The organism is Amycolatopsis vancoresmycina (genome assembly GCF_000716785.1).
Taxonomy (GTDB): domain Bacteria; phylum Actinomycetota; class Actinomycetes; order Mycobacteriales; family Pseudonocardiaceae; genus Amycolatopsis; species Amycolatopsis vancoresmycina.
On sequence record NZ_JNYY01000003.1, the window covers coordinates 353,406 to 377,315 of the forward strand.

Sequence of the window (23,910 nt, forward strand, 5' to 3'; positions counted from 1 at the left end):
GGCGGAGGACCACCGGCTCGCCGGTCTCCTCCGGCGCCGGCTGTCCAGATTTCGTGGCAGGTGGTGGCGACGGCAGTCAGCGAACGGGTGCGCAGAGGGCGCTCGCGACCCGCAGGAGGTCGACGTGGCGGCGGGCCACGAGCAGAACACCGGCATGAGTCACGGCGTCAGCGTGCCACGCGTCCACAATGTGGTCCAGGGGTGCCCGGATGGTGGGAGAAGGGTCACTTACCTGCGAAAACCGTGTCAACCGCCTTGTGTACGCTCTCTTGTCTCAACAAACCACTACATGTAGAGTACTTCACGCACAGTGGTTTGCAGAGAGGAACTGGGGATGCAGGTCAAGGGTTTCGGGGCGGGTTACCTGGTCGACGACGTCGCCGCGACCACCCGCTTCTACGCGGACGTCGTCGGCCTGCCGGTCACGGTCGAGCTCGACTGGTTCGCCAGCGTCAACGCCGGTGCGCCGGGGTTCGAGATCAGCTTCGTGCAGCGCGGGCACGAGTCGATCCCGGCCGGCCACCGCACACAGGAAGTGTCCGGGCTGTCGTTCGGGCTCGTCGTCGAAGACGCCCGCGCCGAGGCGAAGCGGCTGGAAGAAGCCGGGATCGAGCTGGTGGCCCCGGTCGTCGACGAGGTCTACGGGCAGCGGCACTTCTACTTCGCCGACCCGAACGGCGTGCTGCTCGACGTCATCGAGATGATCCCGGTCGACCCGGACTGGGCGGCGGCCAACCTCCCGGCGTCGTAACGGGTGTTAACCCGATCGGCCCCTTGAGGCGACCGGGCGTGACGGGGTGGAGAATTCCGGTGTGCCCGTGCTGCGTCCCGACCCCGCCACACCGATCGATCCGGCGTTGCCGGAAAGCGCGCTGAAGGGGCTCGGCAGCAGAGCGTTCGGGGTGTACGTGCACGTCCCGTTCTGCGCCACGCGCTGCGGCTACTGCGACTTCAACACCTACACCGCGGGGGAGCTCGACACCGGCTCGTCGCCGCAGTCCTGGCTCGAAGGGCTGCGGCGCGAGCTGGAACTCGCCGCGCGGGTGCTGGTCGTCCCGCCCGCCGCCGACACGGTGTTCGTCGGCGGCGGCACGCCGTCGCTGCTCGGCGCGGACGGGCTGCGATCGGTGCTCGACGCCGTCCGCGACGTCTTCGGGCTCGCCCCCGGCGCCGAGGTGACGACCGAGTCGAACCCCGAGTCGACGTCGCCGGAGTTCTTCGCCGGGATCCGCGAGGCCGGCTACACCCGGGTTTCGCTGGGCATGCAGTCGGCCGCGCCGCACGTGCTGAAGATCCTCGACCGCGTGCACACCCCGGGCCGGCCAGGCCGGGCGGTCGCCGAAGCGCGCGCGGCCGGGTTCGACCACGTGAACCTCGACGTGATCTACGGCACGCCGGGCGAACGTCCCGACGACCTCCTCGCCACGCTCGACGCGGTGCTGGCCGCCGGCGTCGACCACGTGTCGGCCTACGCGCTGATCGTCGAGGAGGGCACGGCGCTGGCCCGCCGCGTGCGCCGCGGCGAGCTGCCCGCCCCGGACGACGACGTGCTGGCGGCGGACTACGAGATGATCGACGCGGCGCTGTCGGCGGCGGGGCTGCGCTGGTACGAGGTGTCGAACTGGGCGGCCTCCGACGCGGCCCGCTGCCGCCACAACCTCGGCTACTGGCGGGGCGCCGACTGGTGGGGCGCGGGCCCAGGCGCGCACAGCCACGTCGGCGGGGTGCGCTGGTGGAACGTCAAGCACCCGGCGCGCTACACGGCGTTGCTCGCCGACGGCCACTCGCCCGCGGGCGGGCGCGAGGTGCTCACCGACGACGACCAGCACCTGGAACGGATCATGCTGGAGCTGCGCGTCGCCGAAGGGCTGCCGCTCGACGTGCTGGACGAGCCCGGGCTCGCCGAGGCCCGCGCGGCCGCGGCCGAGGGGCTGCTCGATCCGTCCGCTTTGGACAGCCGGGGCCGCGCGGTGCTCACCGACCGCGGGCGGCTGCTGGCCGACGGGGTGGTCCGCCGCCTCGCCGGCTAGGGATTAAAACCCGAGACCGGGTCGTTGCTTGTATTCAGCAACGACTTTCGAGGAGGCCCCATGGCGCGCGCGATCAGGTTCGACGAGTACGGCGGCGTGGAGGTCCTGCGGGTCGAGGACGTGCCGCGGCCGGTCCCGGGAGCGGGCCAGGTGCTCGTCGAGGTGCGCGCCGCCGGGATCAACCCGGGCGAGGCGTCCATCCGGGAGGGACTGCTGCACTCGCGGTTCCCGGCGACGTTCCCGTCCGGACAGGGCAGCGACTTCGCCGGGGTTGTCGCTTCGCTCGGTGAAGGCGTCTCAGACGTCGCTGTCGGCGACGAGGTGATCGGGTTCGTCGACACGCGGTCGAGCCACGCGGAGTTCGTCGTGGCGGAGGCCGCGAACCTCACGCCGCGGCCGGACGGCGTCCCGTGGGAGGTCGCCGGTTCGCTGTTCGTAGCCGGTACCACCGCGTACGCCGCGGTGGCCGCGGTCTGCCCCCGGGAGGGTGACACGGTCGTCGTCTCGGGTGCGGCGGGCGGCGTCGGTTCGCTCGCGGTGCAGCTGGCGAAGCTGGCCGGCGCGACGGTGATCGGCCTGGCGGGCGAGGCGAACCACGACTGGCTGCGCGAGCTCGGCGTCATCCCGGTCGCGTACGGCGACGGCGTTCTCGAGCGGATCCGCGAAGCCGCGCCTTCCGGCGTGCAGGCGTTCGTCGACACCTTCGGCGACGGGTACGTGGAACTGGCCCTGCACCTGGGCATCCACCCGGGCCGGATCGACACGATCATCGACTGGGCCGCGGCGGAGAAGTACAACGTCAAGACCGACGGCAACGCGGCGGGCGCGTCGGCCGACGTCCTGCACGAGCTGGCTTTGCTGCTGGACAAGGGCTTGCTGACGCTGCCGATCGCCGGTGTCTACCCGCTGGACGAGGTCCGGGACGCCTACCGCGAGCTGGAGCGGCGGCACACGCGCGGCAAGCTCGTGCTGCGGCCCTAGTTCCCGGCCATCGCTTTCAGTCCGGCGACGAACGCCTCGAGCGCGAACTCGAGGCGTTCCTTCGCCGTTTCCGCGGAGAAGAACTCGCCGACCTGCAGCAAGTTGGGGAACGATTCGGCGGGCAGCGACCGCATGTACGCCACCATCTGCCTGCCGCGCTCGCCGGCCTCGGCCTGGTCGATCTCGCCCCAGGTCCAGCCGCTCGCCTCGTAGGCGTACGCCTTGGCGTAGAGGGAAAGGGCGTCACCCGCGAAGGTGGCCTGCTTGAGGCTCAGTCCTCCTGCGCGCAGGAGGGCGAGCATCGCTTCGCCCTGCTTCAGCGAGTTGGGCGTGACCGGCACCGCGATGTCCCACGCGATGCGCGCGATGCCGCGGTGCGCGGCCATCACCTGGATCTGGTCGCGGACCAGCTCCTTGACCTGCTCGTCCCAGCGCGCCGGGTCCGGTTCGGGGATCCGGATGTCGGCGAGCACGGTGTCGAGCATCAGCTCCGCCAGTTCGTCCTTGTTCGAGACGTGCGCGTAGAGCGACGCGGGCCCGGTCTCCAGTTCCTGGGCGATCCGCCGCATGGTGACCGCGTCGAACCCCTCGTCGTCCAGGACGATCAGGGCCGCTCGCACGATCGAGGCCTGGGAGAGGACGGGTTTCGCGGCGCGGCGGCGGGGAGCGCTGCGCCACGGCGGCGGGGGCACGGTCACCCGAACACTGTACTTGACGCGAACACCGTTCGAGAGTAGAACGGTGTTCGTAGGGCGAACGCTGTTCGAAGGGGGATGCGATGACTACTGCCGAAGCCGAAGTCCGTGGTGTGCTCGGCCGGCTCACCGACGCGTGGAACGGCGGTGATGCCGCCGCGTACGGGCGGCTCTTCACCGAGGACGCGGACTACGTCACGTTCTTCGGGCTCAACTTCCCGGGCCGGGAGGCGATCGAGAGCTCGCACCGTGCGCTGTTCGAGGGGCCGCTGAAGGGGTCGAAGCTCACCGGGTCGCTGGGTGTGGCGGCGAAGGTGCGGTTCGTGCGGCCGGACGTCGCCGTGGTCGTCGTCGGTGGTGGCTCGTCGCTGGCCGGGGGAGAAGTGGCGGACGAAGGGCGCGAGTCGACCGTGTCCTTCGTGCTGGTCCGGGAGGGAGGTGAATGGCTGATCACGGCGTTCCAGAACACGCGGGTTTCGGATCCGCGCGGGTGAAAGCGCTTGCGGAGGCGTCGGGGGTGGTCGCGCGGCCACCGGAGGAGGTGTTCGAACGGCTGCGTCTCCGGCTCGCCGGCGGAGCCCACGCGATGCGGCTGGAGGCCGACCGCGCACGGGGGTTCGTCGCGGTGCAGGGCGGCTGGTGGTACCGCGGTGAGTACCGCGTCACGGCGGATCCCGGCGGTGCCCGCGTCGAGCACCAGGTCGTCAACGCGGCCTCCTGGGGGCGGTGGGGAGTGCCGCTGGCCAACCGGTTCTTCATCGGGTTTCGCGGCCGGGTGGCGATCGGCTTCGGAAGGTTGCTGGCGGAACTGGGCACACCTGAGTAGCCGCGGGCCGTTTCCGGCGCGTAGGCTGACTTAGGTAAGCCTTAGCGATGGTTGGAGTGGCCGATGGCTGAAGCACCCCGGCGGTCCGGGCGTCCCGCGGTGGCGCTGCGGGTGCTGCGCACCGAACGCCTGACCCCGCACATGATCCGGATCGTCGCGGGCGGCGAGGGTATCGCCGGGTTCGAGCCCAACGCGTTCACCGACGCCTACGTGAAGGTGCTGTTCAAGGTGCCCGGCGTCGAGTACCCGGAGCCGTTCGACGTCCAGGAGTGCCGGGCGACGATGCCGCGGGAGCACTGGCCGCGGCAGCGGTCCTACACCGTCCGGGCGTTCGACCCGCAGGCCGGCGAGCTCGTCCTCGACTTCGTCCACCACGGCGACGAGGGCATCGCGGGCCCGTGGGCGGCGACGGCCCAGCCCGGTGACGAGCTGTTCCTGCTGGGGCCGGGTGGCGCGTACGCGCCGGGCCCGGAGGCGGACTGGCACCTGCTGGCGGGCGACGAAAGCGCGTTGCCGGCCATCGCCGCGTCGCTCGAAGCGCTCCCGGCCGGCGTCCCGGCGCACGCGGTGATCCTGGTCGAGAACGTGGACGAGCAGCAGCCACTGGTCACGAAGGCGGACGCGCAGATCACCTGGCTGCACCGCGCATCCGGCGGCGACGTTGCCGCGGCGGTGCGCGAGCTGCCGTGGCGGGAGGGCATCGTCCAGGCGTTCGTGCACGGCGAGGCCGGGTTCGTCCGCGACCTGCGGCGCTACCTGCTCGACGAGCGCGGGGTGCGGCGCGAGCTGCTGTCGATCTCGGGGTACTGGCGCTACGGCAAGAACGACGAAGCCTGGCGCGAGGAGAAGGCGGCCGAGCGGGCGCGGGAGAAGTAGCCTCGCCGTATGGCGGATTTCGAGGTGGACGTCGACCCGGCCGAAGCCGGCTTCGACGCGGCGCGACTGTCCCGGATCGACGCGCATTTCGACCGGTATGTCGACACTGGACGGTTGCCGGGCTGGCTCGCGGTGGTGAGCAGGCACGGCCGCATAGTGCACCTGGCCCGCGGCGGCCACCGCGACCTCGAAGCAGCGCTGCCGGTGGAGCCGGACACGCTGTGGCGGATCTTCTCGATGACCAAACCGGTCACCTCGGTCGCGGCGATGATGCTGGCGGAAGAGGGCCTGCTGGAGCTGGACGACCCGATCTCCCGCTGGCTCCCGGAGTTCGCGGCCCCACGGGTGTACGTCAAGGGATCGGCACTGGCCCCCGCGACCGAGCCGGCGACGGCGCCCATCCGGGTGTGGCACCTGCTGACCCACACGGCAGGCCTGACGTACGGCTTCCACCACGGCCACCCGGTGGACGCGATCTACCGGGCGGCGGGTTTCGAGTGGGGCACACCCCCGGGCCTCGACCTGGCGGCGTGCTCGGAGAAGTGGGCGTCCCTGCCGTTGTTGTTCCAGCCGGGAACGGAGTGGAACTACTCGGTGGCCACGGACGTGCTCGGCCGCCTCGTCGAGGTGGTGTCCGGCATGCCCCTGGACGAGTTCTTCGCGTCCCGCATCTTCACGCCATTGGGCATGACGGACACGGGTTTCGTGGCATCATCACCCGACCGCCTGGCGGCAATGTACGTCCGCGACCCGGAATCAGGCCGCGCAAAGCGCAACGACGCATTCGGCCGCCTGGGCACAACCCGCCCGGACTGCCTCTCCGGAGGAGGCGGCCTGGTGTCCTCGGCCCAGGACTACTGGCGATTCACCGAAATGCTGCTGCGCGGCGGAGCTTTGGACGACGTGCGCTTGCTGTCTCCGCGAACGGTGACGTTGATGGCCAGCAACCACTTGCCAGGCCACGTGGACCTGGAGCAGTTCGGCCGCCCCCTGTTCGCCGAGATGCCCTTCGACGGCCACGGCTTCGGCCTGGGCTTCTCGGTCCTGGAGGACCCGGTAAAGGCCCGCACGCTGTCTTCGGCCGGCGAGTTCGCCTGGGGAGGAGCGGCATCAACGGCCTTCTGGGTGGACCCGGACGAGGACCTGACGGTGGGCTTCTACACACAGCTGCTGCCATCAAGCACCTACCGGCTGAGGTCCCAGCTGCGGCAGCTGGTCTACCAGGCCATGGTGGACTGACCCGGATCTGCGGTCACCACAGGCCGGAAAGCACCGAGAACGCTGTCCTTGCCGGCTCCCGCGGCAGCCCGGAACTACCAGGCGCCGGCCGCCTGGGCGGGCGGAACCGGTTCAGCCGCGGCGGCCTGCGGGCGTGCGGTGGTGAGGTATCTCGCCACCGTGTTCCTCAGGTGGTCCGCGTGCTGGTAGATGTCTTCGACCGTGGTGATCGGCAGCCGGGTCTCGACCTTGTTCTCGTCGAACACGCCGAGGTACTTCTTCGACCGGTTGAACCACAGCCGGGCGATCGGCTTCCGGTTGTTGTCGTCCAGAAGGACGCCGAAGTAAGTCTGGGTATCGCGGGCGGCGATCCTCGCGGCGGGCACCTCGGCGCAGACGATGGCGCGGACGATCCGATAGCCCTCGAGTTCCTCTTCGGTCGTGACGACTCGTTCGGCCTCCTCGGCCGGACCGGCGCCGACGACCTGCGCCGGCTCCTGCTGCTCGGGTTGGACGACACTGCCGCTCGACACGCTCACGTAGGAATCGGGGCCGCCGAGCGCGTTCTTCAGGCGGTCGTTGACCTGCTCGTTCAGGAACTGGCGGGCCGCCTTGGCCACCAGCGGGCCGAACTGGTCGCGGACCCGCTGGGTGATCGCGCCTTCGTACACCCGGGAGGTCAGGAACTTGACCCACTCGTCCTCGGGCTCCTTGAACTGGGCCGCGAGGATGCGCTTCAGCTGCCCGATGTACTTCAGCTCGCCCGCGGCGCTGATGACCGAGTCGAGATCGAAGGATTCCTTCGTGAGTTTGGCCAGTTCCGGCAGCAGGGTGTCGTCGATGTCGGCGAAGTCCAGCACGAGGAACGGCTTGGCGTCCATCCGGTTCGGGGCGTCGAGGTCGGTGTAGAACTCGTACACCTGCCCGTTCGTCAGGACGGCGATGCGGGCGTTCGTCACGGCGAAGTAGCGGAACAGCTGGGAAGCGTGCTCGATCCGGAGCGGATCGTTGATTTTCTTGGCCTCGACGAGAACCTGTACCTGACCGTTGTGCACGATCGCGTAGTCGATCTTCTCGCCGCGTTTGGTGCCGACGTCGGCGGTGAATTCGGGGATGACTTCGGCCGGATTGAACACGTCGTAGCCGAGCACGGTGCTGATGAACGGCATCACGAAGGCGTTCTTGGTCGCCTCTTCGGTTTCGATGCCCTCCTTGTGCTTGCGGATCTTCAATGCGAGTGCTTGTGCGCGCTCCGCGATGTCCATGCCGGTGCCGTTCTGTGCGGGAATCAGTCCGGATCTCGAGGTGGAAGTCGTCCGGTCGAGGTGATGCCTTGCCTAGATCGGTTACCTCGTTCCGTCTGTTACCGGCCGCGGAAAAGAAAATCTCGGAACTGTTCCACGGTGGCCGTGACGGGACGGAAAATGTCGACCGCCATCACTCGCGGTCGCGTGTCATGGCGGCGCTTCCGAGTCCCTTCTGCAGGGAAGCGCCGCCTTCCGCTGATGCTCAGTCCGGCGCGCAGAGCGTCCCCTGGGCAGGCACCGCGCCGGTGGTGAAGTAGCCGTTCAGCCACGCGTCGATGCAGGCGCTCTTGCCGCGGGAACCGTGGCCGTACGTGTCGAGGGTCAGCAGGCGGGCGTTGCCGAGCAGGTGCTCTGTGCGTTGCGCGCCCGCGTACGGGGTCTCCAGGTCGCCCTGGCGGTTGGCCATGAGGAGGATCGGGGCCGTTGGGTGGTTCCACGGTCCCGCGTAGCGACCCGTGTCCGTGACCTCCCATGTTGCGCAAGGCAGCGTTTTGTACACGTCGTACGGCCCGAAACCGCGGCTCACCCGGTCGGCTCGCCGGGCGTAGGCCCACCAAACCGCTGGGTCACGGGGGTTCGCCGAGTCCGAGCACAGGGTGGCGCCGCCGCCGAGCAGGGAGTCGATGTCCGGTGGGCCGCCCGGCGAAGGCGGTGCAGGAGAGGCCGGGTCGGCCAGAGCCTGGAGGAACGCCGTGAGAGCAGGTGCGGACCCGGCGTCGGTCAGGTAGGTGTGGATCCGGCTGATCGCGCTCTGGTAGGTGATGGTGACCTGCTTGCCGGCCGTGTCGGTCACCGTGATCGGGCCGCGTTCGAGCCGGTTCAGGATGGCGTTGTAGTCGAACATGCAGCGTGAAGCGCAATTGTCCAAAAAGGATTGCAGGGCTCGTGGGGCGTCCGAGAAGCCCTGCAGGCGATAGCTCATCGGGCCCGGGCCGGTGGACCAGCGTGCCGGGTCGTCGACCGCGTCGAGGGCGAGCGTGCCGACGCGGCCCGGGAACAGGTTCGCGTACGTCTCGCCGAGGTACGTTCCGTAGGACTTCCCGTAGTACCGCAGTTTCGGCTCGCCGAACGCCGCGCGCAGGCGGTCCAGGTCGCGGGCGATCGTCCCGGTCGACAGGTGGTTCGCCAGCGGGCCCGCGTTCTGTTCGCACAGGTCGGTGACCGTGCGCGTGTCCGTGGTCTGCTGCTGCTCGGCCGCCCGCGTCAGCGGGAACGTGCCGAGCGCTCGCTGCAGCATTGCCACCTGGGACGGGTCGGTGAAGCAGTGGATCTTCGAGCTCGCCCCGACCCCGCGCGGGTCGAACCCGACGATGTCGAAGCGCGTGTGCAGGGCCGGGGTCAACGCCGGCGCGAACCGGCCGGACGTGCCCGGGCCGCCTGGGTTGAAGAAGATCGTTCCCAGTTTGTGGGCTTGGTCGGTGGCAGGTAGCCGTGCGATCGCCAGCCGCACGGTGCCCAGGGCAGCGTCCTGATAGGACAGGGGGACGTCGAGGTGGCCGCATTCGTACCCGGCGGTGCAGGAGTCTTCCCAGACGATCCCGGCGGGACCGGCCATGGCTGGGGGCGCGAGGGCGCCCGCCGTGAGAGCAGCCGTCCCCAAGGCCAGCACAACACGAAGGTTCATCGCCCGATCGTCCCGGCACCGGGACCGGGGGCGCGCTGGTGCGCGCCCCCGGAACCGGGGTAGGGCGGGCCCTACGCGGTGAGTTTCGGGATGATCTGCGTCCCGTAGGACGCCAGGGTTGCCTCGCGGTCGTCGTGCATCAAGTACAGCGAGAACTGGTCCACACCCAGCTCCGCCAGCTCCTGCAGCCGCTCGGCGTGGGATGCCGGCGGGCCCAGGAGGCAGAAGCGGTCGACGATCTCGTCCGGGACGAACTCCGTTGACGGGTTGCCCGCCTTGCCGTGGTGGCTGTAGTCGTAGCCTTCGCGCTCGCGGATGTAGTCCGTCAGCTCGCGGGGGACCGCGCCGGATGAGCCGTACCGTGCCACCAGGTCCGCTACGTGGTTGCCGACCATTCCGCCGAACCAGCGCAGCTGCTCTCGCTGGTGTGGCAGGTCTTCGCCGACGTACGCTGGGGCTGCGACGCAGATCGTGATGCCGCCCGGGTCGCGGCCGGCTGCGCGGGCTGCGTCGCGGACCGCGCCGATCGTCCAGCGGGCGATGGCCGGGTCTGCGCACTGGAGGATGAAACCGTCGGCGTGCTCGCCGACCGTCTGCAGGGCCTTGGGTCCGTAGCCGGCCATCCACATCTCGAGGCGGCCGTTGCGGATCCACGGGATCTGGACGGTCTTGTCGTTCATCGTCGCCGGGCGGCCTTCGGCCAGGTCCTTCACCACGCGCATGCAGTCGCGGACCGTGGCCAAAGTGGACGGTGGCTTCCCGACCACGCGGTGGGCCGAGTCGCCGCGGCCGATGCCGCAGACCGTGCGGTTGCCGTACATGTCGTTGAGCGTGGCGAACGTCGATGCCATCACCGACCAGTCCCGCGTTCCCGGGCTGGTCACCATCGGCCCCACCACGAGGGACGACGTCGCCGCGAGGATCGCCGAGTAGATGACGAACGGTTCCTGCCACAGCACGCAGGAGTCGAACGTCCAGCCGTAGCGGAACCCGCAGTCCTCGGCGTCCTTCATCAGCCGCACGACGTCCCGCGCCGGCGGGTCCGTCTGCAGCACGATCCCGAAGTCCATGGCGTCCTCAGTTCAGGTACTGGTTCAGCGAACGGGACAGGAACTTGCCGTGCGACGTCGACCCCGAGAAACCGGACGGCGACACCACGACGCGCCCACGCGACAGCACCGTGTGCACCCGGCCGGTCAGCTCGAACCCTTCGTACGCCGAGTAGTCGACGTTCATGTGGTGCGTCTCGGCCGACAGCGTCTGTGACGCCGAAGGGTCGTAGATCACGATGTCCGCGTCCGATCCCGCCGCGATCACCCCCTTCCTCGGGTACAGCCCGAACATCCGCGCCGGCGTCGCCGAGCACGTCTCGACCCAGCGGCCGAGGGTCAGCTCGCCGGCGACGACGCCCTGGTGCAGCAGGTCCATCCGGTGTTCGACGCCGGGAATCCCGTTCGGGATGGCCCGGAAGTCGCCGCGGCCCAGTTCCTTCTGGTCCTTGAAGCAGAACGGGCAGTGGTCGGTGGACACCACGGACAGGTCGTTCGTCCGCAGCCCGCGCCACAGGTCGGCCTGGTGCGACTTCTCCCGCAGCGGCGGCGAAGCGACATACTTCGCGCCCTCGAAGTCCGGCTTTGCCAGGTCCTCAATGGACAGGTACAGGTACTGCGGGCACGTCTCCGCGAAGACGTTCTGGCCGTCGTTGCGCGCCTCCGCCACCGCCGCGAGCGCTTGCGACGCCGAAAGGTGCACGATGTACAACGGTGCGCCGGTCACCTTCGCGAGCTGGATCGCCCGCGATGTCGCTTCTCCTTCCAGTTCCGGCGGCCGGGTGAGGCCGTGCTGCACGGGGTCCGTGTTACCGGCCGCCACCGCCTGCGCCGCCAGCTGGTCGATCGCGATGCCGTTTTCCGCGTGCATCATGATCGTAGCGCCGATTTCGCGGGCCTTCTGCATCGCGAGCAGGATTTCCCCGTCCGTGGAGTAGAACACCCCCGGGTACGCCATGAACATCTTGAAGCTGCCGACACCGCCGTCGACGCAGGCTTCCATCTCCTTCAGCGACTGGTCGTTGACGTCGGAGACGATCATGTGGAAGCCGTAGTCGATCGCGCAGTTGCCGTCCGCCTTGGCGTGCCACTTGTCCAAAGTGGACAGCAGGGACGTGCCCTTGGCCTGCACGGCGAAGTCGATGATCGTCGTGGTGCCGCCCCAGGCCGCCGCCGTCGTTCCGGTCGAGAACGTGTCGACCGAGTGCGTCCCGCCGAACGGCATCTCCATGTGCGTGTGGGCGTCGATCCCGCCGGGCAGCACGTACTTGCCGGTGGCGTCGATCGTCTCGTCGCCGGTCAGCGTCCCGGGTGCCCCGACGGCGGCGATGGTCTCGCCGTCCACCAGCACATCCGCCGGCAGCGCGCCCGACGGCGAGACGACCTGGCCACCACTGATGAGCGTGGTCATCAGGCCTCCGCGAGCGGGCCGTAGGTGTCCGGGCGGCGGTCGCGGTAGAACGCCCACGTGTTCCGGACCTCTTCGAGCAGCGACATGTCGAGGTCGCGCACCACGACCTCGTCTTCGGTGTCGGACGCGGCTTCGTCGACCAGCTGGCCGCGCGGGTCGACGAAGTACGTCTGGCCGTAGAAGTCGTTGTCGCCCAGCGGTTCCACGCCCACGCGGTTGATCGCGCCGACGAAGTACTCGTTCGCCACCGCGGCCGCCGGCTGCTCCAGCTTCCACAGGTACTGCGACAGGCTGCGGCTGGTCGCCGACGGGTTGAACACGATCTTCGCCCCGGCCAGGCCGAGCGCGCGCCAGCCCTCCGGGAAGTGCCGCTCGTAGCAGATGTAGACGCCGATGCGGCCCACGGCGGTGTCGAACACCGGGTAGCCGAGGTTGCCGGGACGGAAGTAGAACTTCTCCCAGAACCCCTTGACCTGCGGGATGTGGTTCTTCCGGTACTTGCCGAGGTAGGTGCCGTCGGCGTCGATCACCGCGGCGGTGTTGTAGTAGACGCCGGGCTGCTCGACCTCGTACATCGGCACGATCAGCACGATCCCGTGCCGCTCGGCGACCTCCTGCATGAGCTTGGTCGTCGGGCCGTCCGGGATGGCCTCGGTGTAGGAGTAGTAGTCGGCGTCCTGCACCTGGCAGAAGTACGGCCCGTAGAACAGTTCCTGGAGGCAGACGACCTGGGCGCCCTGCGAGGCGGCGGTGGCGATGTGGTCGACCGCCGCCTTGATCATGGACTCCTTGTCACCCGTCCACCGCTGCTGGATCAATCCGGCTCGAACCACGCTCACTGATCTCCTCCTTCTTCGTTGCGGGCAGGGCGAGGGCGGTGAACACGACGAACGCGCCGACCAGGCCGATCACCCAGTTGTAGTCGTAAAGGGGCTTGAGGAACGGGATGAGACCGGCGTCCGGGAACGGCCCGCCGTAGGCGCCGCCGACCGCCAGCACCGCTCCCACCAGCGTGGCGACCAGGGCCCGCCAGTTCCAGCCGCCGCTGAACCAATACACCCCATCGGGTGTGTAGAGGTCCTTCAGCCGCAGCTTCGTGCGGTTGACGACCCAGTAGCCGGCGACGAGCACCCCGGCGACCGCGCCGAGCAGGCCGCCGTAGAAGCCGAGCCAGGCGAAGATGTAGATGTTCGGGTCGGAGTACAGCCGCCACGGCTGGATGAGGACGCCGATGACGCCGGTGATCCCGCCGCCGACCGCGAACGTGATCTTCTTCGGGAACGCGTTCGAGAAGTCGTAGGACGGGCTGACGACGTTGGCCGCGAGGTTGGCCGAGATCGTGGCGAGCACCAGCGCGACCAGGGCGACGACGACCACGGCCGGGCTGGTGAACTTGTCGGCCAGCTTCGCCGGGTCCCAGATGTCCTCGCCGTAGAGCACGTGCCCGCCCGACGTCGTCAGGATGGCCACGATCGCGATGAACGTCATCGTCGTCGGCAGGCCGAGGATCTGGCCGCGGACCTGCTTGCGCTGGCTGCCGCCGAAACGGGTGAAGTCCGGCATGTTCAGCGACAGCGTCGACCAGAACGCGATCATCGCCATCAGCGCGGGCGCGAACACCTTCCAGAAGTCCGGGCCCCAGCCGAGCTTGCCGCCGTCGGACAGGATCGGGCCGAGCCCGCCCGCCTTGACCAGCACGTACCCGAGCATGATCAGGAAGCCGACCGACACCAGCGGCGCCGTCCAGTTCTCGAAGCGGCGGACCGCCTCCATGCCGCGCCAGATGATCAGCATCTGGCCGATCCAGAAGACCACGAAGGACAGCCAGAGCGTCCAGTGCTGCCCGGCGACGACGGCGGAGTCGCGCCACCACGAGCCGAGCAGCCGGCCGAGGATGACGTAGATGGCCTCGCCGCCGACCCACGTCTGGATGCCGAACCAGCCGCAGGCGATGAACGCGCGCAGCAGCGCGGCCAGGTTGGCGCCGCGCAGGCCGTAGAACGCGCGGGCGAACACCGGGAACGGGATGCCGTACTTGGTGCCGGCGTGGCTGTTGAGCAGCATCGGGGCCAGCACGATCAGGTTGCCGATGGTGATCGTGATCAGCGCCTGCACCCAGTTCATGCCGAGTGCGATCAGCGATGCGGCCAGTGCGTAACTGGGGATGTTGTGCGCCATCCCCATCCAGAGCGCGAAGTAGTTGTAGGTGGTCCAGGTCCGTTTCTCGACCGGGACAGGGGCCAGTTCCTCGTTGAAGAACCGGCTGCCTTCGAGAGACCCGGCGGCGGCGGGGTCGAGTTCGACCCGGCCGTCGTCGTGCACGCGCTGGTCTGCGGGTGTCGGCGCCATTGCGGAATCCTGCGCGCCTGGTCAGCGCCGGGGCAACGGCAGACTGTTCACTGTTCGCTGATCAGGAGTGCAGTCTGTCGATTGCGCGAACGGGCTCCGGAGTGCATGACCTGCGTCACACATCCGGCCGTCACGAACCGGCAAAGCGCCTGAAACGTCTCCACAGGATCTTCACACTTCGCGCGAACCGTCTCCACCGGAGGTGCTTAGGGTCGTGGCCATGGAACAGGGAGGGCGGCGGGTGCTCGTCGTCGAGGACGACGTCACGATCGCCGCGTCGATCGCGGCCCGGCTGCGGGCCGAGGGGTTCACCGTGGACATCGCCCACGACGGGCCGGCCGCGGTCTCGGCCGAGGCGTCCGGGGAGCCGGACCTGGTCGTGCTCGACGTCATGCTGCCGGGGTTCGACGGCCTCGAGGTCTGCCGCCGGATCCAGGGACGGCGGCCGGTGCCGGTGCTGATGCTGACCGCGCGGGCCGACGAGACGGACCTGCTGATCGGGCTCGGCGTCGGCGCCGACGACTACCTCACGAAGCCGTTCTCGATGCGGGTGCTGACCGCGCGGGTGCACGCGCTGCTGCGCCGCGTCGAACGCTCGGCTTCGGTGCCGGGCACCCGGATCGTGCTCGGCGACCTCGAGATCGACGTCGACCAGCGGCGCGTCGCCCGGGCCGGGGTCGCGGCGCAGCTGACGCCGATCGAGTTCGACCTGCTGGTCCACTTCGCGCGGCGGCCGCGGGTGGTGCAGCCGCGGGAACGGCTGCTGTCGGAGGTGTGGGACTGGGACGTCCACGGCACTTCCGCGGGGACGCGGGCGGTGGACAGCCACATCAAGGCACTGCGGCGGAAGCTCGGCGCGGATCTGATCCGGACCGTGCACGGCGTCGGCTACGCGCTGGAGGCGGGATCGTGAACCTGGTGCCGCGGCCCCTCGACCGGATCCGGTCGATCAAGTTGAAGCTGGCGATCCTGATGGTGGCGTCCGGTGGGGTGGCGTTCGCGTTCTTCAACTGGCAGATCGGCTGGCTGCCGCCGAAGACGACGATCACCGCGATGGTGCTGGCGCTGGTGTTGTCGCAGGTGCTGGCCCACGGCATGACCCGGCCGCTGCGCGAGATGACGGCGGCGGCGCGGGCGATGGCGAAGGGCGATTACACGCGCCGGATCCGCGCGACCACACGCGACGAGGTGGGGGTGCTCGCCCTGGCGTTCAACCAGATGGCGGGCGACCTCGGGGACGCGGACCGGCAGCGCCGCGAGCTGATCGCGAACGTGTCCCACGAGCTGCGCACGCCGATCACGGCGCTGAACGGCGTGCTGGAGAACCTGGTCGACGGGGTGGAGGACGCCGACCCGGCGACGTTGAAGACGGCGCTGCAGCAGACCGAGCGGCTGGCGGCCCTGGTGGACGAGCTGCTGGACCTGTCCCGGCTGGACGCGGGGGCGATCCCGCTGCACCGGACCTCGTTCCCGGTGGCGGCGTTGCTTTCCGAGGCGGTGTCGGAGGCGGCGCTGGTGCGCGGGGTCAGTTTCTCGGTGTCGGTGACGCCCGCCGACGCCGTGGTGGTCGCCGACCGCGGCCGGTTGTTCCAGGTGGTGGCGAACCTGCTGGAGAACGCGGCCCGCCACGGTCCGGCGGGCGGTTCGGTGCGGGTGCTGGCCGAGGTGCGGCCGGGCGAGGTGCGCATCGACGTGTGCGACGAGGGACCGGGGATCGCCCCGGCGGACCGCGAGCGGGTGTTCGAGCGGTTCACCCGCGGCGAGCGGCCGTCCGGCGGCGGGACGGGGCTGGGGCTGGCCATCGCGCGCTGGGCGGTGGAACTGCACGGGGGGACGATCGGGGTGGTCGATCCGTCGGCGGGGGTGGGCAGCCGGATCCGGGTGACGCTGCCGGCTTAGGTCTTGTTCCGGGGTGGTTCGCGGGATGGCGGGCTGCGGTATTTGCAGAAGCGAACGTGGGAGCGGTGGGATGCCGAAGAACAGGTTGGGTGTGCCCGGGGAGCCGGTGCCGCGGGGGAAGCGGCCGGTGGTGGCTGGCGAGAGTCGGGACGGGCCGAGGGCCGGGGAGATCGGGGCGGAGCCGGCTGGGGGTGGGCCCGGGACCGGTGGGGAGCCTGCCCCCGGCACGTCGGCGGCGGACGGGCCGGGGAAGGGAGAGCGGGTCCCGCGGGGGAAGCGGCCGCTGGGGGTGGCCGAGTGGGGCGGAGACCGGCCGGGGGTCGGAACGGCTTCCGGTGCGCCGATGGCGGGTGGAGGACCTGCCGCCGGCGCGCCGGGAGCCGGCGGTGTGGCCGTTGCTGCTCCGCCCGTTCTCCTGCGGCACCTCCCGCCGCCGAAGTCCGCCGTCGTGCCCATGCCGCCCGCCGTCCTGCCCGCTGCCGGGCTTGCCGGAACGGCCGCCGCCCTAGTGCTGCCCGTCGACCGGCCCGGCATCGGGTGGCTGCTCAGCGGGCTGGCAGTGGCCGCCGGTGTCGTCGTGGCCGATCGGCGGTCCCGTGACGGCGAGCCAAGCGCTTTCACCTGGCGTAATGCCGCCTGGACCGGGCTCGCCCTCGCGCTGCTCGCCATGGGCACCGTGCGGGCGTCCGGGTGGCTGTTCGCGCTGTGCGTTCTCGCCGCCGTCGTGGCCGGGTCGCTGGCCGTGGTCGGCGCACGGACCGTCAACTCCGTTCTCCACGACATGTTCGCCCTGCCCGTCCAGGCGCTCCTCGCCCTTCCGTGGGTCGGGCGCGGCGTCGGGCGCTTCGCCGCCCGGCGTGACGGGGTCGCCCGGCGGATCGCGCTCGCCGTGCTCGCCGCCGCCGCGCTCGTCGGGGTCTTCGTGCCGCTGCTCGCCAGTGCCGATGCCGCCTTCGCCGCCGTCGTCGACGCTCTGGTGCCCGATCTCAGCGTCGCGACGCTCGTCCGGTGGTGCGCCGTCTTCGCCGTCGTCATGGCGGTCGTCGCCGGGGCGTGCTACTTCCTCGCCGCGCCACCGCGACGCGCGTCGGGCGATCGTCCACACCGGACGGGATACGGTCTGGAGTGGACGGTCCCGCTCGTGGTGCTGATCCTGGTGTTCGGGGTGTTCGTCGGGGTCCGGCTGGTCGTGCTGTTCGGCGGTACGGAGTACGTCCTGCGCACCAGCAACCTGACGTCCGCCGAGTACGCGCGCGGCGGCTTCTGGCAGCTGTGCGCGGTCACCGTGCTGACGCTCGCCATCGTCGCCGCGGCGCTGCGGTGGGCGCCGGACGCGACGAAGGCCGACCGGCTCCGGCAGCGCGTCCTGCTGGGCACCCTCAGCGCACTGAGCCTGGTGCTGGTCGGGTCCGCGTTGAGTCGCATGTGGACGTACCAGGAGGCGTACGGCTTCACGGTGCTGCGGCTGCTGGTCGAGGTCTGCGAACTGTGGTTCGGCGGGCTGTTCGTCCTGGTTCTGGCGGCGCTGGTCCGCCTGCGCCCGGCGTGGCTGCCCCGCGCGGCGGTCGCCACGGCCGCGGGGGCGCTGCTGGTGCTGGCGGTCCTCGACCCGGAACGCCTCATCGCCGACGCCAACCTCGACCGCGCGGCGGCCGGCAAACCCCTCGACCACCGCTACCTGGCCGGCTTCTCCGCCGACGTGGTCCCGGCCGTCTCGGCGAGGCTGCCGGAACCGCTGCGCACGTGCGTGCTCCGGCAGGTCCTGGCGGCCGGCACGGCGGACGGCTGGCCCGCCTGGAACCTGAGCCGTTCGACGGCCCGGGACGTGCCGCTCGCCCCGGCGGCCGCCTGCGGCTGAACCGGACCGGCGGGCAGCGCGTGGTTAAGAGTTACGCGGAAGCCACCGGGCCGTCGTGGGGGCGACCCGGCGGCTTCCGCGCGCGCAAAGCGTCAGAACGCGAACACGCCGTCCGAATCACGATCGGCTTCGCACCGGTTCGGGTACGTCGTGCTGTACGACACCGGTTTGCCGTGCCAGGTGCCGATCGCCGTCACGTCCACCGGGGCGTAGATCAGCGTGCACGCCTGGTGCCGTGCGGTGATCCGCGAGAAGTCGCCGCCCGCGCCGGACAGCACCGCGCACGCCTTGTCGCGCTTTGGGTGCGTGCCGCCGGTCGGCTCGCACGTCAGCAGGACCGAACCGATGCGGTTGGCGGTGTCGTGGCTGGTCAGCTGCAGCGTCGAGGCCGGGGGTTGCGCCGGCGCGAGACAGCTGAGGCTCATCAAGCATGCTGCGAGGGGGATTATGGCCATATCGGTTCCATCGGCACGCCGAAGCCGATCACTGTGCTGCACGTCCGGGTGAGTCTTCTTCGCTCGTCCGGGTGAGGTCCCACGCCAGCAAAGCGACGTACAGCGAGAGCATCGTCTCCGGTTCCTCCAGCCGGACGCCGAGGACCTGCTCGATCCGGGCGAGCTGCTGGTAGTACGCCGTCCTCGACGTGTGGGCCGCCGCGGCCGCCGCCGACTTGTTGCCGCCCTGCTCGCAGTAGTGCCGCAACGCCTGTAGCAAGCGGCTGCCCGTCGCGGCGTCGCGCTGCAGCAACGGGCCCAGCTCGCGGGAAGCGAACGCCGTCACGCGCTCGTCGCCGGAAAGCAGGTGCAGCAGGCCGCGCAGGCGGACGTCCGACAGGCGGTGCACCACCCGGTCCGCCCCGGTCCCCAGCGCCGCCGCGGCGACCTGGCTCGCCTCCAAGAGCGTCCGGCGCGCTTCGGCCGGTGACGTCACCGTCGTGCCGACCGCGAGCACGGCCGGTGCGCTGCCGCGGGCCTCGTGGACGTCGGTGGCGAGGCGGTGCAGCACCGCGTCGGCGTTCGCCTCCGGGGACAGCGCGAGCAGCGCCCGCACACCCAGGTCGTCCGTCCCGACCAGCGCCGACACCTTCGCGCGGCGCGCCGCCAGCACCGTCGCCTCGGCCAGCTCGCGCAACACCGGCGGCGTCGACAGCGCGGGCCGGGACGTGCCGGTCAGCCGCGGCCGCACCGCCAGCCCGACCAGCTGCCGCCCGGTCAGCGGCACGGCCAGGGCCGACGCGCGGGCCAGCAGCTCCGCCGTCGGCGCCGGCGACGCGAGCAGCTCGGCGAGGAGCGCGCGGTGGGCCTGGCGTTCGAGACCGTCGGCGTCCTTGGCGACCAGCCGGTGCACGGCCAGCGCGGACGCGGCCCGCTCGGCGACCACCCGGTGGCGGTGCGGCGGCTGGTCGGCGCAGACGACGATCAGCCGGCCCCAGTCGTGCCCGCGCGCGCCGACCACGGTCACCAGCCAGCCCGAACCCGGGTGGTAGCCGGTCCGCTCGCCGACCTGGACCACCCGCGACCGGGCCGGCCAGCCGGTGAGCAGCTCGGCCGGGTCGGTGCCGGCCGCGTCGTAGGCGAGGACCTCGTGCGACAGCGTCTCCAGCACCACCGGCTGCTCGGTCAGCCGGGCGACCTCGCCCAGGACGACGCCGGGTTCGGCGCCCGCGACCGTCAGCGCGGTGAACGTCTCGTGCACGCGCTCGGCCGCACGCAGCTCGGCGACCTGGGCGTCGACGATCTGGCCGTTGACGGCTTCGGTGACGCTCACGAACCGCGTCTCGCGCGAGAGCGTCACCAAGGGGAGCCCGTGCTCCTCGGCCGCCTCGACCAGCGCGGCGGGCAGCCGGTCGCTCCAGTGCCGGACCAGCTCGACCACGACCCCGGCCGCGCCGACCCCGGCCAGGTCGGCGACGTACCGGGCGAGCGCCGGGCCGTCGTCGGGCAGCGCGACGCCGGTGGTCAGCACCAGCTCGCCGCCGCGCAGCAGGTGTGCGATGTCGGCGACCTCGGCGACGTGCGCCCAGCGCACCGGCGCGTCCAGACCGGCGGCACCGGCGACGACGTGCGGGCGGCCGTGGCGCAGCACCGGCAGCGCGAGGACCTCGGCGACGGTCGGGTACATGGCTCCTCGGATGATCGGCAGGGACAGACTGTACGGCCGCGACGGCGAGTCCGTACACGTTGCCGATGGCCTGGCGTGGCGCCCGCACGGAGACTCTGGGGGGACGTTGCCGCCAGCGAAGGAGTGCCCGCCGTGACCGACCGCATCAGCCACTGGATCGACGGCAAGCCGTTCAGCGGGACCCCTGCGCGGACCGGCGAGGTCTTCGACCCGGCCACCGGCCAGGTCCGGGCGCACGTCGACTTCGCCGGGGACGCCGAGGTCGAAGCCGCCGTCGCCGCGGCCAAGGCGGCGCTGCCGGGCTGGCGCGGGACGTCGCTGGCCGGCCGGACGCGGGTGCTGTTCGCCTTCCGCGAGCTGCTGTCCGCCCGCAAGCACGAGCTGGCGAAGATCATCACGAGCGAGCACGGCAAGGTCGAGTCCGACGCGGCGGGCGAGATCGCCCGCGCGATCGAGAACGTCGAGTTCGCCTGCGGCGCCGCCCAGCTGCTCAAGGGCGGGTTCAGCGAGAACGCCTCCACCGGCGTCGACGTCTACTCGATCGCCCAGCCGCTCGGCGTGGTCGGCGTGATCTCGCCGTTCAACTTCCCGGCCATGGTGCCGCTGTGGTTCGTGCCCAACGCGCTGGCCTGCGGGAACACCGTCGTGCTCAAGCCGAGCGAGAAGGACCCGTCGGCGGCGGTGTTCATCGCGGAGCTGTTCGCCGAGGCCGGGCTGCCCGCGGGCGCGCTCAACGTGCTGCACGGCGACAAGGTGGCCGTGGACGGGCTGCTGACGCACGCCGACGTCAAGGCGATCTCGTTCGTCGGGTCGACGCCGATCGCGCGGTACGTCTACGAGACCGGCACCCGGCACGGCAAGCGCGTCCAGGCCCTCGGCGGGGCGAAGAACCACATGGTGGTGCTGCCGGACGCGGACCTCGACCTGGCCGCCGACGCCGCGGTGTCGGCCGGGTTCGGCTCGGCGGGGGAGCGGTGCATGGCGGTGTCGGTGGTCGTCGCCGTCGACCCGATCGGCGACGAACTGGTGCGCAAGATCACCCAGCGGATGTCCGTGCTGCGCGTCGGCGACGGCCGTGACCCGGAGTCGGAGATGGGGCCGCTGGTCACCAAGGCCCACCACGCGCGCGTTTCGTCCTATGTGGACGCTGGCGTGGGCGAGGGTGCCTCCCTGGTGGTCGACGGCCGCGGGATCGAGGTGGCCGGGGACGGCTTCTGGCTCGGCCCGACGCTGTTCGACCACGTCCGCCCGTCGATGTCGATCTACACCGACGAGATCTTCGGCCCGGTGCTGTCGGTGGCCCGCGCGGCTTCGTACGACGAGGCGCTGGAGCTGATCAACGCCAACCCGTACGGCAACGGCACGGCGATCTTCACCGGCGACGGCGCGGCCGCGCGGAAGTTCCAGAACGAGGTCGAGGTCGGCATGGTCGGGGTCAACGTCCCGATCCCGGTCCCGGTCGGGTACTACTCGTTCGGCGGCTGGAAGGACTCGCTGTTCGGCGACAGCCACGCGTACGGGCCGGAAGGGTTCCACTTCTTCACGCGCACGAAGGTGGTCACGTCCCGCTGGCCGGACCGCTCGCACGCCGGGGTCAACCTGGGCTTCCCGCGCAACTCCTGACCCGGTCGTGAGTGGTAAGGCGAGTTCTAACTCGCCTTACCACTCACGACAGGCTGCGGCAGACTCCTGAGCGCGGCCCGGCTCGCGTCGTCCGCGGGACGGCCGACCAGCAGCCGCTGGCCGGCGTCCCGCTGCGGCACGAGGACCTCGAAGTCGACGGCGATCACCCCGGCGCCGGGGTGGCGCAGCACCTTGCTCCCGCGGCCGGTGCCCCGGACGTCCCCTGCCGCCCACAACCGCGCGAACTCTTCGTCGCCGCCGGTGCATTCGGCGATGAGCTCGGTCAGCACCGGGTCGTCCGGGTGCGCGGCCCACGCGGTGCGCAGGTGGGTGATCCCCTCCCGCACCACGCGTTCGCGGTCGACGTAGTACTCGCGGATCTCCGGGTGCAGCAGGCACAGCCACATCGCGTTCCGCCGTGACGTCGGCAGCTCGGCGAAGTCCAGCAGCAGGTGCGCCATCTCCGCGTTCCAGGCGAGGATGTCGAAGCGGTGGTTGAGCAGCATGACCGGCAGCGGCGACAGGTCTTCGACCAGCCGCGCGAGCGACGGCTCCGCGGTGGTGGCGGGCTCGCCGGTGCCGCGGGGACGCTGCCCGGTCAGGTCGAAGAAGTACGCGCGTTCGTCCTGGGTCAGGCGCAGGGCGCCCGAAAGCGCCTCCACTACGGCCGCCGAAGGGCGCAACCCGCGTGCCTGCTCCAGGCGCACGACGTAGTCGACGCTGACCCCGGCCAGCTCGGCGACCTCTTCGCGGCGCAGTCCCGGCGTCCGGCGCGACCGGCGCACCGGCAGGCCGAAGTCGCGCGGGTCCAGGCGTTCCCGCCGGGTCCGCAGGAACGCGGCCAGCTCCACGGTGGCGGTGATCATGCCCGGTGCAACCGCCGGAGGGGGACTCGTCTTCCCAGGATGTCCCTTCCCTTACCCCCGGCCCGCGGTGATCGGAGGCTGGTGCCCGACCGATCACGAGCACAGGAGGACCTGATGTCCCTCACCCTCGACACCTACCGGCTGCTGGGCCGGTCCGGGCTGCGGGTGTCCCCGCTGGCGCTGGGCACGGCGACCTTCGGCACCGAGTGGGGCTGGGGCGCGGAAGCGGCCGACGCGCGCAAGCTGTTCGACACCTACGTCGAGCGCGGCGGCAACTTCCTCGACACGGCACCGACGTACACCGACGGCAGCTCAGAACGGCTGCTGGGCGAGTTCGCCCGCGAGCACCGCGAACGCCTGGTGCTGGCGACGAAGTACACGACGCTGCGCCGCCCCGGCGACCCGAACTCGGGCGGCCCGCACCGCAAGAGCCTGTTCGGGTCCGTGGAGGCCAGCCTCCGGCAGCTGGGGACGGACTACCTCGACGTGCTCTTCCTGCACGTCTGGGACTTCACGACACCGGTCGAGGAGATCCTGCGCGGCCTCGACGACCTGGTCCGCCAGGGCAAGGTCCGGTACGTGGCGATGTCGAACGTCCCGGCCTGGGAGGTCTCGCGGATGCAGGCGATCGCCGACCTGCGGGGCTGGTCCCCGCTGATCGCGCTGCAGGTCGAGTACAGCCTGAGCCGGCGGGACGCCGAACGCGACCTGCTCCCGATGGCGCGCGAGCTCGGCCTCGGCGTGACGCCGTACTCGCCCCTGGGCGGGGGCGTGCTGTCGGGCAAGTACCGCGGCGCCGGGTCCGGGGAGAGCACCCGCCGCAGCTTCAACGCACGACTGGGCATGGTCACCGACCGCACGCTCGCCATCGCCGACGTCGTCACCGAGGTCGCGGCCGAAGCGGGGCACACGCCCGCGCAGGTCGCGCTTGCCTGGACGCTGCGGAACCCGGCCGTGACGGCGCCGGTCCTGGGCGCCCGCACGCTCGCCCAGCTGGAAGACAACCTGGGTGCCCTCGACGTCGAGTTCACGCCCGAACAACTGGCCCGCGTCGACGAGGTGAGCGCGATCGAGCTCGGCTACCCGCACGACCTGCTCGGCGGCGACCACCTCCGCGCGGTCACTCGCGGTGACCTGGTGATCCAAGCCCGCCGCTGACCCGGTGTCGTGAGTGGTA

Annotated in this window: 23 protein-coding genes; 12 read left to right on the plus strand and 11 right to left on the minus strand. The window is 70.9% G+C overall.

All coding sequences use genetic code 11. The features are described from left to right. Positions 1 to 76: 76 nt before the first annotated feature. Positions 77 to 187 carry a putative leader peptide gene (locus OO60_RS48400; RefSeq protein WP_420835565.1) on the minus strand — a complete coding sequence of 37 codons (111 nt, stop codon included), beginning with the start codon at positions 185 to 187 and terminating at the stop codon, positions 77 to 79. 147 nt (positions 188 to 334) lie between these two features. Here OO60_RS48400 and OO60_RS09145 point away from each other — a divergent pair, with 147 nt between their 5' ends. The 3 genes from OO60_RS09145 to OO60_RS09155 are packed head-to-tail and all read left to right on the plus strand — an operon-like array spanning position 335 to position 3,011. Then, positions 335 to 751 carry a VOC family protein gene (locus tag OO60_RS09145; RefSeq protein WP_003091096.1) on the plus strand — a complete coding sequence of 139 codons (417 nt, stop codon included), beginning with the start codon at positions 335 to 337 and terminating at the stop codon, positions 749 to 751. 46 nt (positions 752 to 797) lie between these two features. Further along, positions 798 to 2,030 carry a radical SAM family heme chaperone HemW gene (hemW, locus tag OO60_RS09150; protein WP_081911172.1) on the plus strand — a complete coding sequence of 411 codons (1,233 nt, stop codon included), beginning with the start codon at positions 798 to 800 and terminating at the stop codon, positions 2,028 to 2,030. Positions 2,031 to 2,090: 60 nt separating this feature from the next. Further along, positions 2,091 to 3,011 (plus strand): NADP-dependent oxidoreductase, encoded by a 921-nt coding sequence (locus OO60_RS09155; protein WP_033261182.1) that lies wholly within the window; start codon positions 2,091 to 2,093, stop codon positions 3,009 to 3,011. On the opposite strand, the gene OO60_RS09160 is transcribed toward OO60_RS09155, so the two are convergent. Beyond that, positions 3,008 to 3,709 carry a TetR/AcrR family transcriptional regulator gene (locus OO60_RS09160; RefSeq protein WP_003091100.1) on the minus strand — a complete coding sequence of 234 codons (702 nt, stop codon included), beginning with the start codon at positions 3,707 to 3,709 and terminating at the stop codon, positions 3,008 to 3,010. The two genes, OO60_RS09155 and OO60_RS09160, sit on opposite strands and share 4 nt — an antisense overlap. 80 nt (positions 3,710 to 3,789) lie before the next feature. Here OO60_RS09160 and OO60_RS09165 point away from each other — a divergent pair, with 80 nt between their 5' ends. The 4 genes from OO60_RS09165 (at position 3,790) to OO60_RS09180 (ending at position 6,647) form a co-directional block, all read left to right on the plus strand. Beyond that, positions 3,790 to 4,200: an SgcJ/EcaC family oxidoreductase gene (locus OO60_RS09165; protein WP_033261183.1), complete on the plus strand. Its 411-nt coding sequence runs from the start codon at positions 3,790 to 3,792 to the stop codon at positions 4,198 to 4,200. Continuing rightward, on the plus strand, positions 4,197 to 4,532 hold the full coding sequence (locus OO60_RS09170) for a hypothetical protein (RefSeq protein ID WP_240490723.1): 336 nt from the start codon (positions 4,197 to 4,199) through the stop codon (positions 4,530 to 4,532). Before OO60_RS09165 ends, OO60_RS09170 begins: the two co-directional genes overlap by 4 nt. Positions 4,533 to 4,595: 63 nt before the next feature. Further along, a complete protein-coding gene (locus tag OO60_RS09175; protein ID WP_033261184.1) occupies positions 4,596 to 5,408 on the plus strand; it encodes a siderophore-interacting protein in 813 nt (270 codons plus the stop codon). Positions 5,409 to 5,417: 9 nt separating this feature from the next. After that, positions 5,418 to 6,647, plus strand: a complete 1,230-nt coding sequence (locus OO60_RS09180; protein WP_003091104.1) for a serine hydrolase domain-containing protein — start codon at positions 5,418 to 5,420, stop codon at positions 6,645 to 6,647. Between the two features lie 74 nt (positions 6,648 to 6,721). On the opposite strand, the gene OO60_RS09185 is transcribed toward OO60_RS09180, so the two are convergent. From OO60_RS09185 to OO60_RS09210, 6 genes are all read right to left on the minus strand, one after another. Next, positions 6,722 to 7,891, minus strand: a complete 1,170-nt coding sequence (locus OO60_RS09185) for a type I restriction endonuclease (protein WP_033261185.1) — start codon at positions 7,889 to 7,891, stop codon at positions 6,722 to 6,724. Positions 7,892 to 8,135: 244 nt separating this feature from the next. Continuing rightward, a complete protein-coding gene (locus OO60_RS09190) occupies positions 8,136 to 9,557 on the minus strand; it encodes an alpha/beta fold hydrolase (protein ID WP_033261186.1) in 1,422 nt (473 codons plus the stop codon). A 71-nt stretch (positions 9,558 to 9,628) separates the two neighbouring features. Further along, positions 9,629 to 10,627, minus strand: a complete 999-nt coding sequence (locus OO60_RS09195; protein ID WP_003091108.1) for a TIGR03842 family LLM class F420-dependent oxidoreductase — start codon at positions 10,625 to 10,627, stop codon at positions 9,629 to 9,631. Positions 10,628 to 10,634: 7 nt separating this feature from the next. Continuing rightward, a complete protein-coding gene (gene hydA / locus OO60_RS09200) occupies positions 10,635 to 12,017 on the minus strand; it encodes a dihydropyrimidinase (protein WP_003091110.1) in 1,383 nt (460 codons plus the stop codon). After that, the gene (locus tag OO60_RS09205; protein ID WP_003091118.1) at positions 12,017 to 12,799 is read right to left on the minus strand and encodes a nitrilase-related carbon-nitrogen hydrolase; all 783 of its coding nucleotides are present in this window, start codon (positions 12,797 to 12,799) and stop codon (positions 12,017 to 12,019) included. The genes hydA and OO60_RS09205 overlap by 1 nt, the downstream gene beginning before the upstream one ends. A gap of 10 nt (positions 12,800 to 12,809) precedes the next feature. After that, positions 12,810 to 14,366 (minus strand): NCS1 family nucleobase:cation symporter-1, encoded by a 1,557-nt coding sequence (locus OO60_RS09210; protein ID WP_003091120.1) that lies wholly within the window; start codon positions 14,364 to 14,366, stop codon positions 12,810 to 12,812. 241 nt (positions 14,367 to 14,607) lie between these two features. On the opposite strand from OO60_RS09210, the gene OO60_RS09215 reads away from it, so the two are divergent. The 3 genes from OO60_RS09215 (at position 14,608) to OO60_RS09225 (ending at position 18,123) form a co-directional block, all read left to right on the plus strand. Further along, a complete protein-coding gene (locus OO60_RS09215; RefSeq protein WP_003091121.1) occupies positions 14,608 to 15,279 on the plus strand; it encodes a response regulator transcription factor in 672 nt (223 codons plus the stop codon). After that, positions 15,276 to 16,265 carry a HAMP domain-containing sensor histidine kinase gene (locus OO60_RS09220; RefSeq protein WP_003091123.1) on the plus strand — a complete coding sequence of 330 codons (990 nt, stop codon included), beginning with the start codon at positions 15,276 to 15,278 and terminating at the stop codon, positions 16,263 to 16,265. The genes OO60_RS09215 and OO60_RS09220 overlap by 4 nt, the downstream gene beginning before the upstream one ends. Before the next feature lie 343 nt (positions 16,266 to 16,608). Then, a complete protein-coding gene (locus tag OO60_RS09225; protein WP_033261187.1) occupies positions 16,609 to 18,123 on the plus strand; it encodes a DUF4153 domain-containing protein in 1,515 nt (504 codons plus the stop codon). 92 nt (positions 18,124 to 18,215) lie between these two features. Here OO60_RS09225 and OO60_RS09230 read toward each other — a convergent pair whose 3' ends face one another. Together OO60_RS09230 and OO60_RS09235 are read right to left on the minus strand one after the other, a co-directional pair. Continuing rightward, a complete protein-coding gene (locus tag OO60_RS09230) occupies positions 18,216 to 18,548 on the minus strand; it encodes an SSI family serine proteinase inhibitor (RefSeq protein ID WP_003091128.1) in 333 nt (110 codons plus the stop codon). Between the two features lie 58 nt (positions 18,549 to 18,606). Beyond that, positions 18,607 to 20,244: a PucR family transcriptional regulator gene (locus OO60_RS09235; RefSeq protein ID WP_003091130.1), complete on the minus strand. Its 1,638-nt coding sequence runs from the start codon at positions 20,242 to 20,244 to the stop codon at positions 18,607 to 18,609. Positions 20,245 to 20,376: 132 nt separating this feature from the next. Here OO60_RS09235 and OO60_RS09240 point away from each other — a divergent pair, with 132 nt between their 5' ends. Next, complete coding sequence (locus OO60_RS09240; RefSeq protein ID WP_003091132.1) at positions 20,377 to 21,867, plus strand: CoA-acylating methylmalonate-semialdehyde dehydrogenase; 1,491 nt, start codon at positions 20,377 to 20,379, stop codon at positions 21,865 to 21,867. 26 nt (positions 21,868 to 21,893) lie between these two features. Here OO60_RS09240 and OO60_RS09245 read toward each other — a convergent pair whose 3' ends face one another. Beyond that, on the minus strand, positions 21,894 to 22,733 hold the full coding sequence (locus OO60_RS09245; RefSeq protein WP_003091134.1) for a helix-turn-helix transcriptional regulator: 840 nt from the start codon (positions 22,731 to 22,733) through the stop codon (positions 21,894 to 21,896). Positions 22,734 to 22,847: 114 nt separating this feature from the next. Here OO60_RS09245 and OO60_RS09250 point away from each other — a divergent pair, with 114 nt between their 5' ends. After that, complete coding sequence (locus OO60_RS09250; RefSeq protein ID WP_003091136.1) at positions 22,848 to 23,891, plus strand: aldo/keto reductase; 1,044 nt, start codon at positions 22,848 to 22,850, stop codon at positions 23,889 to 23,891. Positions 23,892 to 23,910: the final 19 nt, after the last annotated feature.

Coding starts and splice junctions, on each gene's coding strand:
- OO60_RS09145 (WP_003091096.1), top strand. CDS start 335: ATGCAGGTCAAGGGTTTCGGGGCGGGTTACCTGGTCGACGACGTCGCC.
- OO60_RS09155 (WP_033261182.1), top strand. CDS start 2,091: ATGGCGCGCGCGATCAGGTTCGACGAGTACGGCGGCGTGGAGGTCCTG.
- OO60_RS09165 (WP_033261183.1), top strand. CDS start 3,790: ATGACTACTGCCGAAGCCGAAGTCCGTGGTGTGCTCGGCCGGCTCACC.
- OO60_RS09175 (WP_033261184.1), top strand. CDS start 4,596: ATGGCTGAAGCACCCCGGCGGTCCGGGCGTCCCGCGGTGGCGCTGCGG.
- OO60_RS09180 (WP_003091104.1), top strand. CDS start 5,418: ATGGCGGATTTCGAGGTGGACGTCGACCCGGCCGAAGCCGGCTTCGAC.
- OO60_RS09185 (WP_033261185.1), bottom strand. CDS start 7,891: ATGGACATCGCGGAGCGCGCACAAGCACTCGCATTGAAGATCCGCAAG.
- OO60_RS09190 (WP_033261186.1), bottom strand. CDS start 9,557: ATGAACCTTCGTGTTGTGCTGGCCTTGGGGACGGCTGCTCTCACGGCG.
- OO60_RS09195 (WP_003091108.1), bottom strand. CDS start 10,627: ATGGACTTCGGGATCGTGCTGCAGACGGACCCGCCGGCGCGGGACGTC.
- hydA (WP_003091110.1), bottom strand. CDS start 12,017: ATGACCACGCTCATCAGTGGTGGCCAGGTCGTCTCGCCGTCGGGCGCG.
- OO60_RS09205 (WP_003091118.1), bottom strand. CDS start 12,799: ATGATCAAGGCGGCGGTCGACCACATCGCCACCGCCGCCTCGCAGGGC.
- OO60_RS09210 (WP_003091120.1), bottom strand. CDS start 14,366: ATGGCGCCGACACCCGCAGACCAGCGCGTGCACGACGACGGCCGGGTC.
- OO60_RS09225 (WP_033261187.1), top strand. CDS start 16,609: ATGGCGGGTGGAGGACCTGCCGCCGGCGCGCCGGGAGCCGGCGGTGTG.
- OO60_RS09230 (WP_003091128.1), bottom strand. CDS start 18,548: ATGAGCCTCAGCTGTCTCGCGCCGGCGCAACCCCCGGCCTCGACGCTG.
- OO60_RS09235 (WP_003091130.1), bottom strand. CDS start 20,244: ATGTACCCGACCGTCGCCGAGGTCCTCGCGCTGCCGGTGCTGCGCCAC.
- OO60_RS09245 (WP_003091134.1), bottom strand. CDS start 22,733: ATGATCACCGCCACCGTGGAGCTGGCCGCGTTCCTGCGGACCCGGCGG.
- OO60_RS09250 (WP_003091136.1), top strand. CDS start 22,848: ATGTCCCTCACCCTCGACACCTACCGGCTGCTGGGCCGGTCCGGGCTG.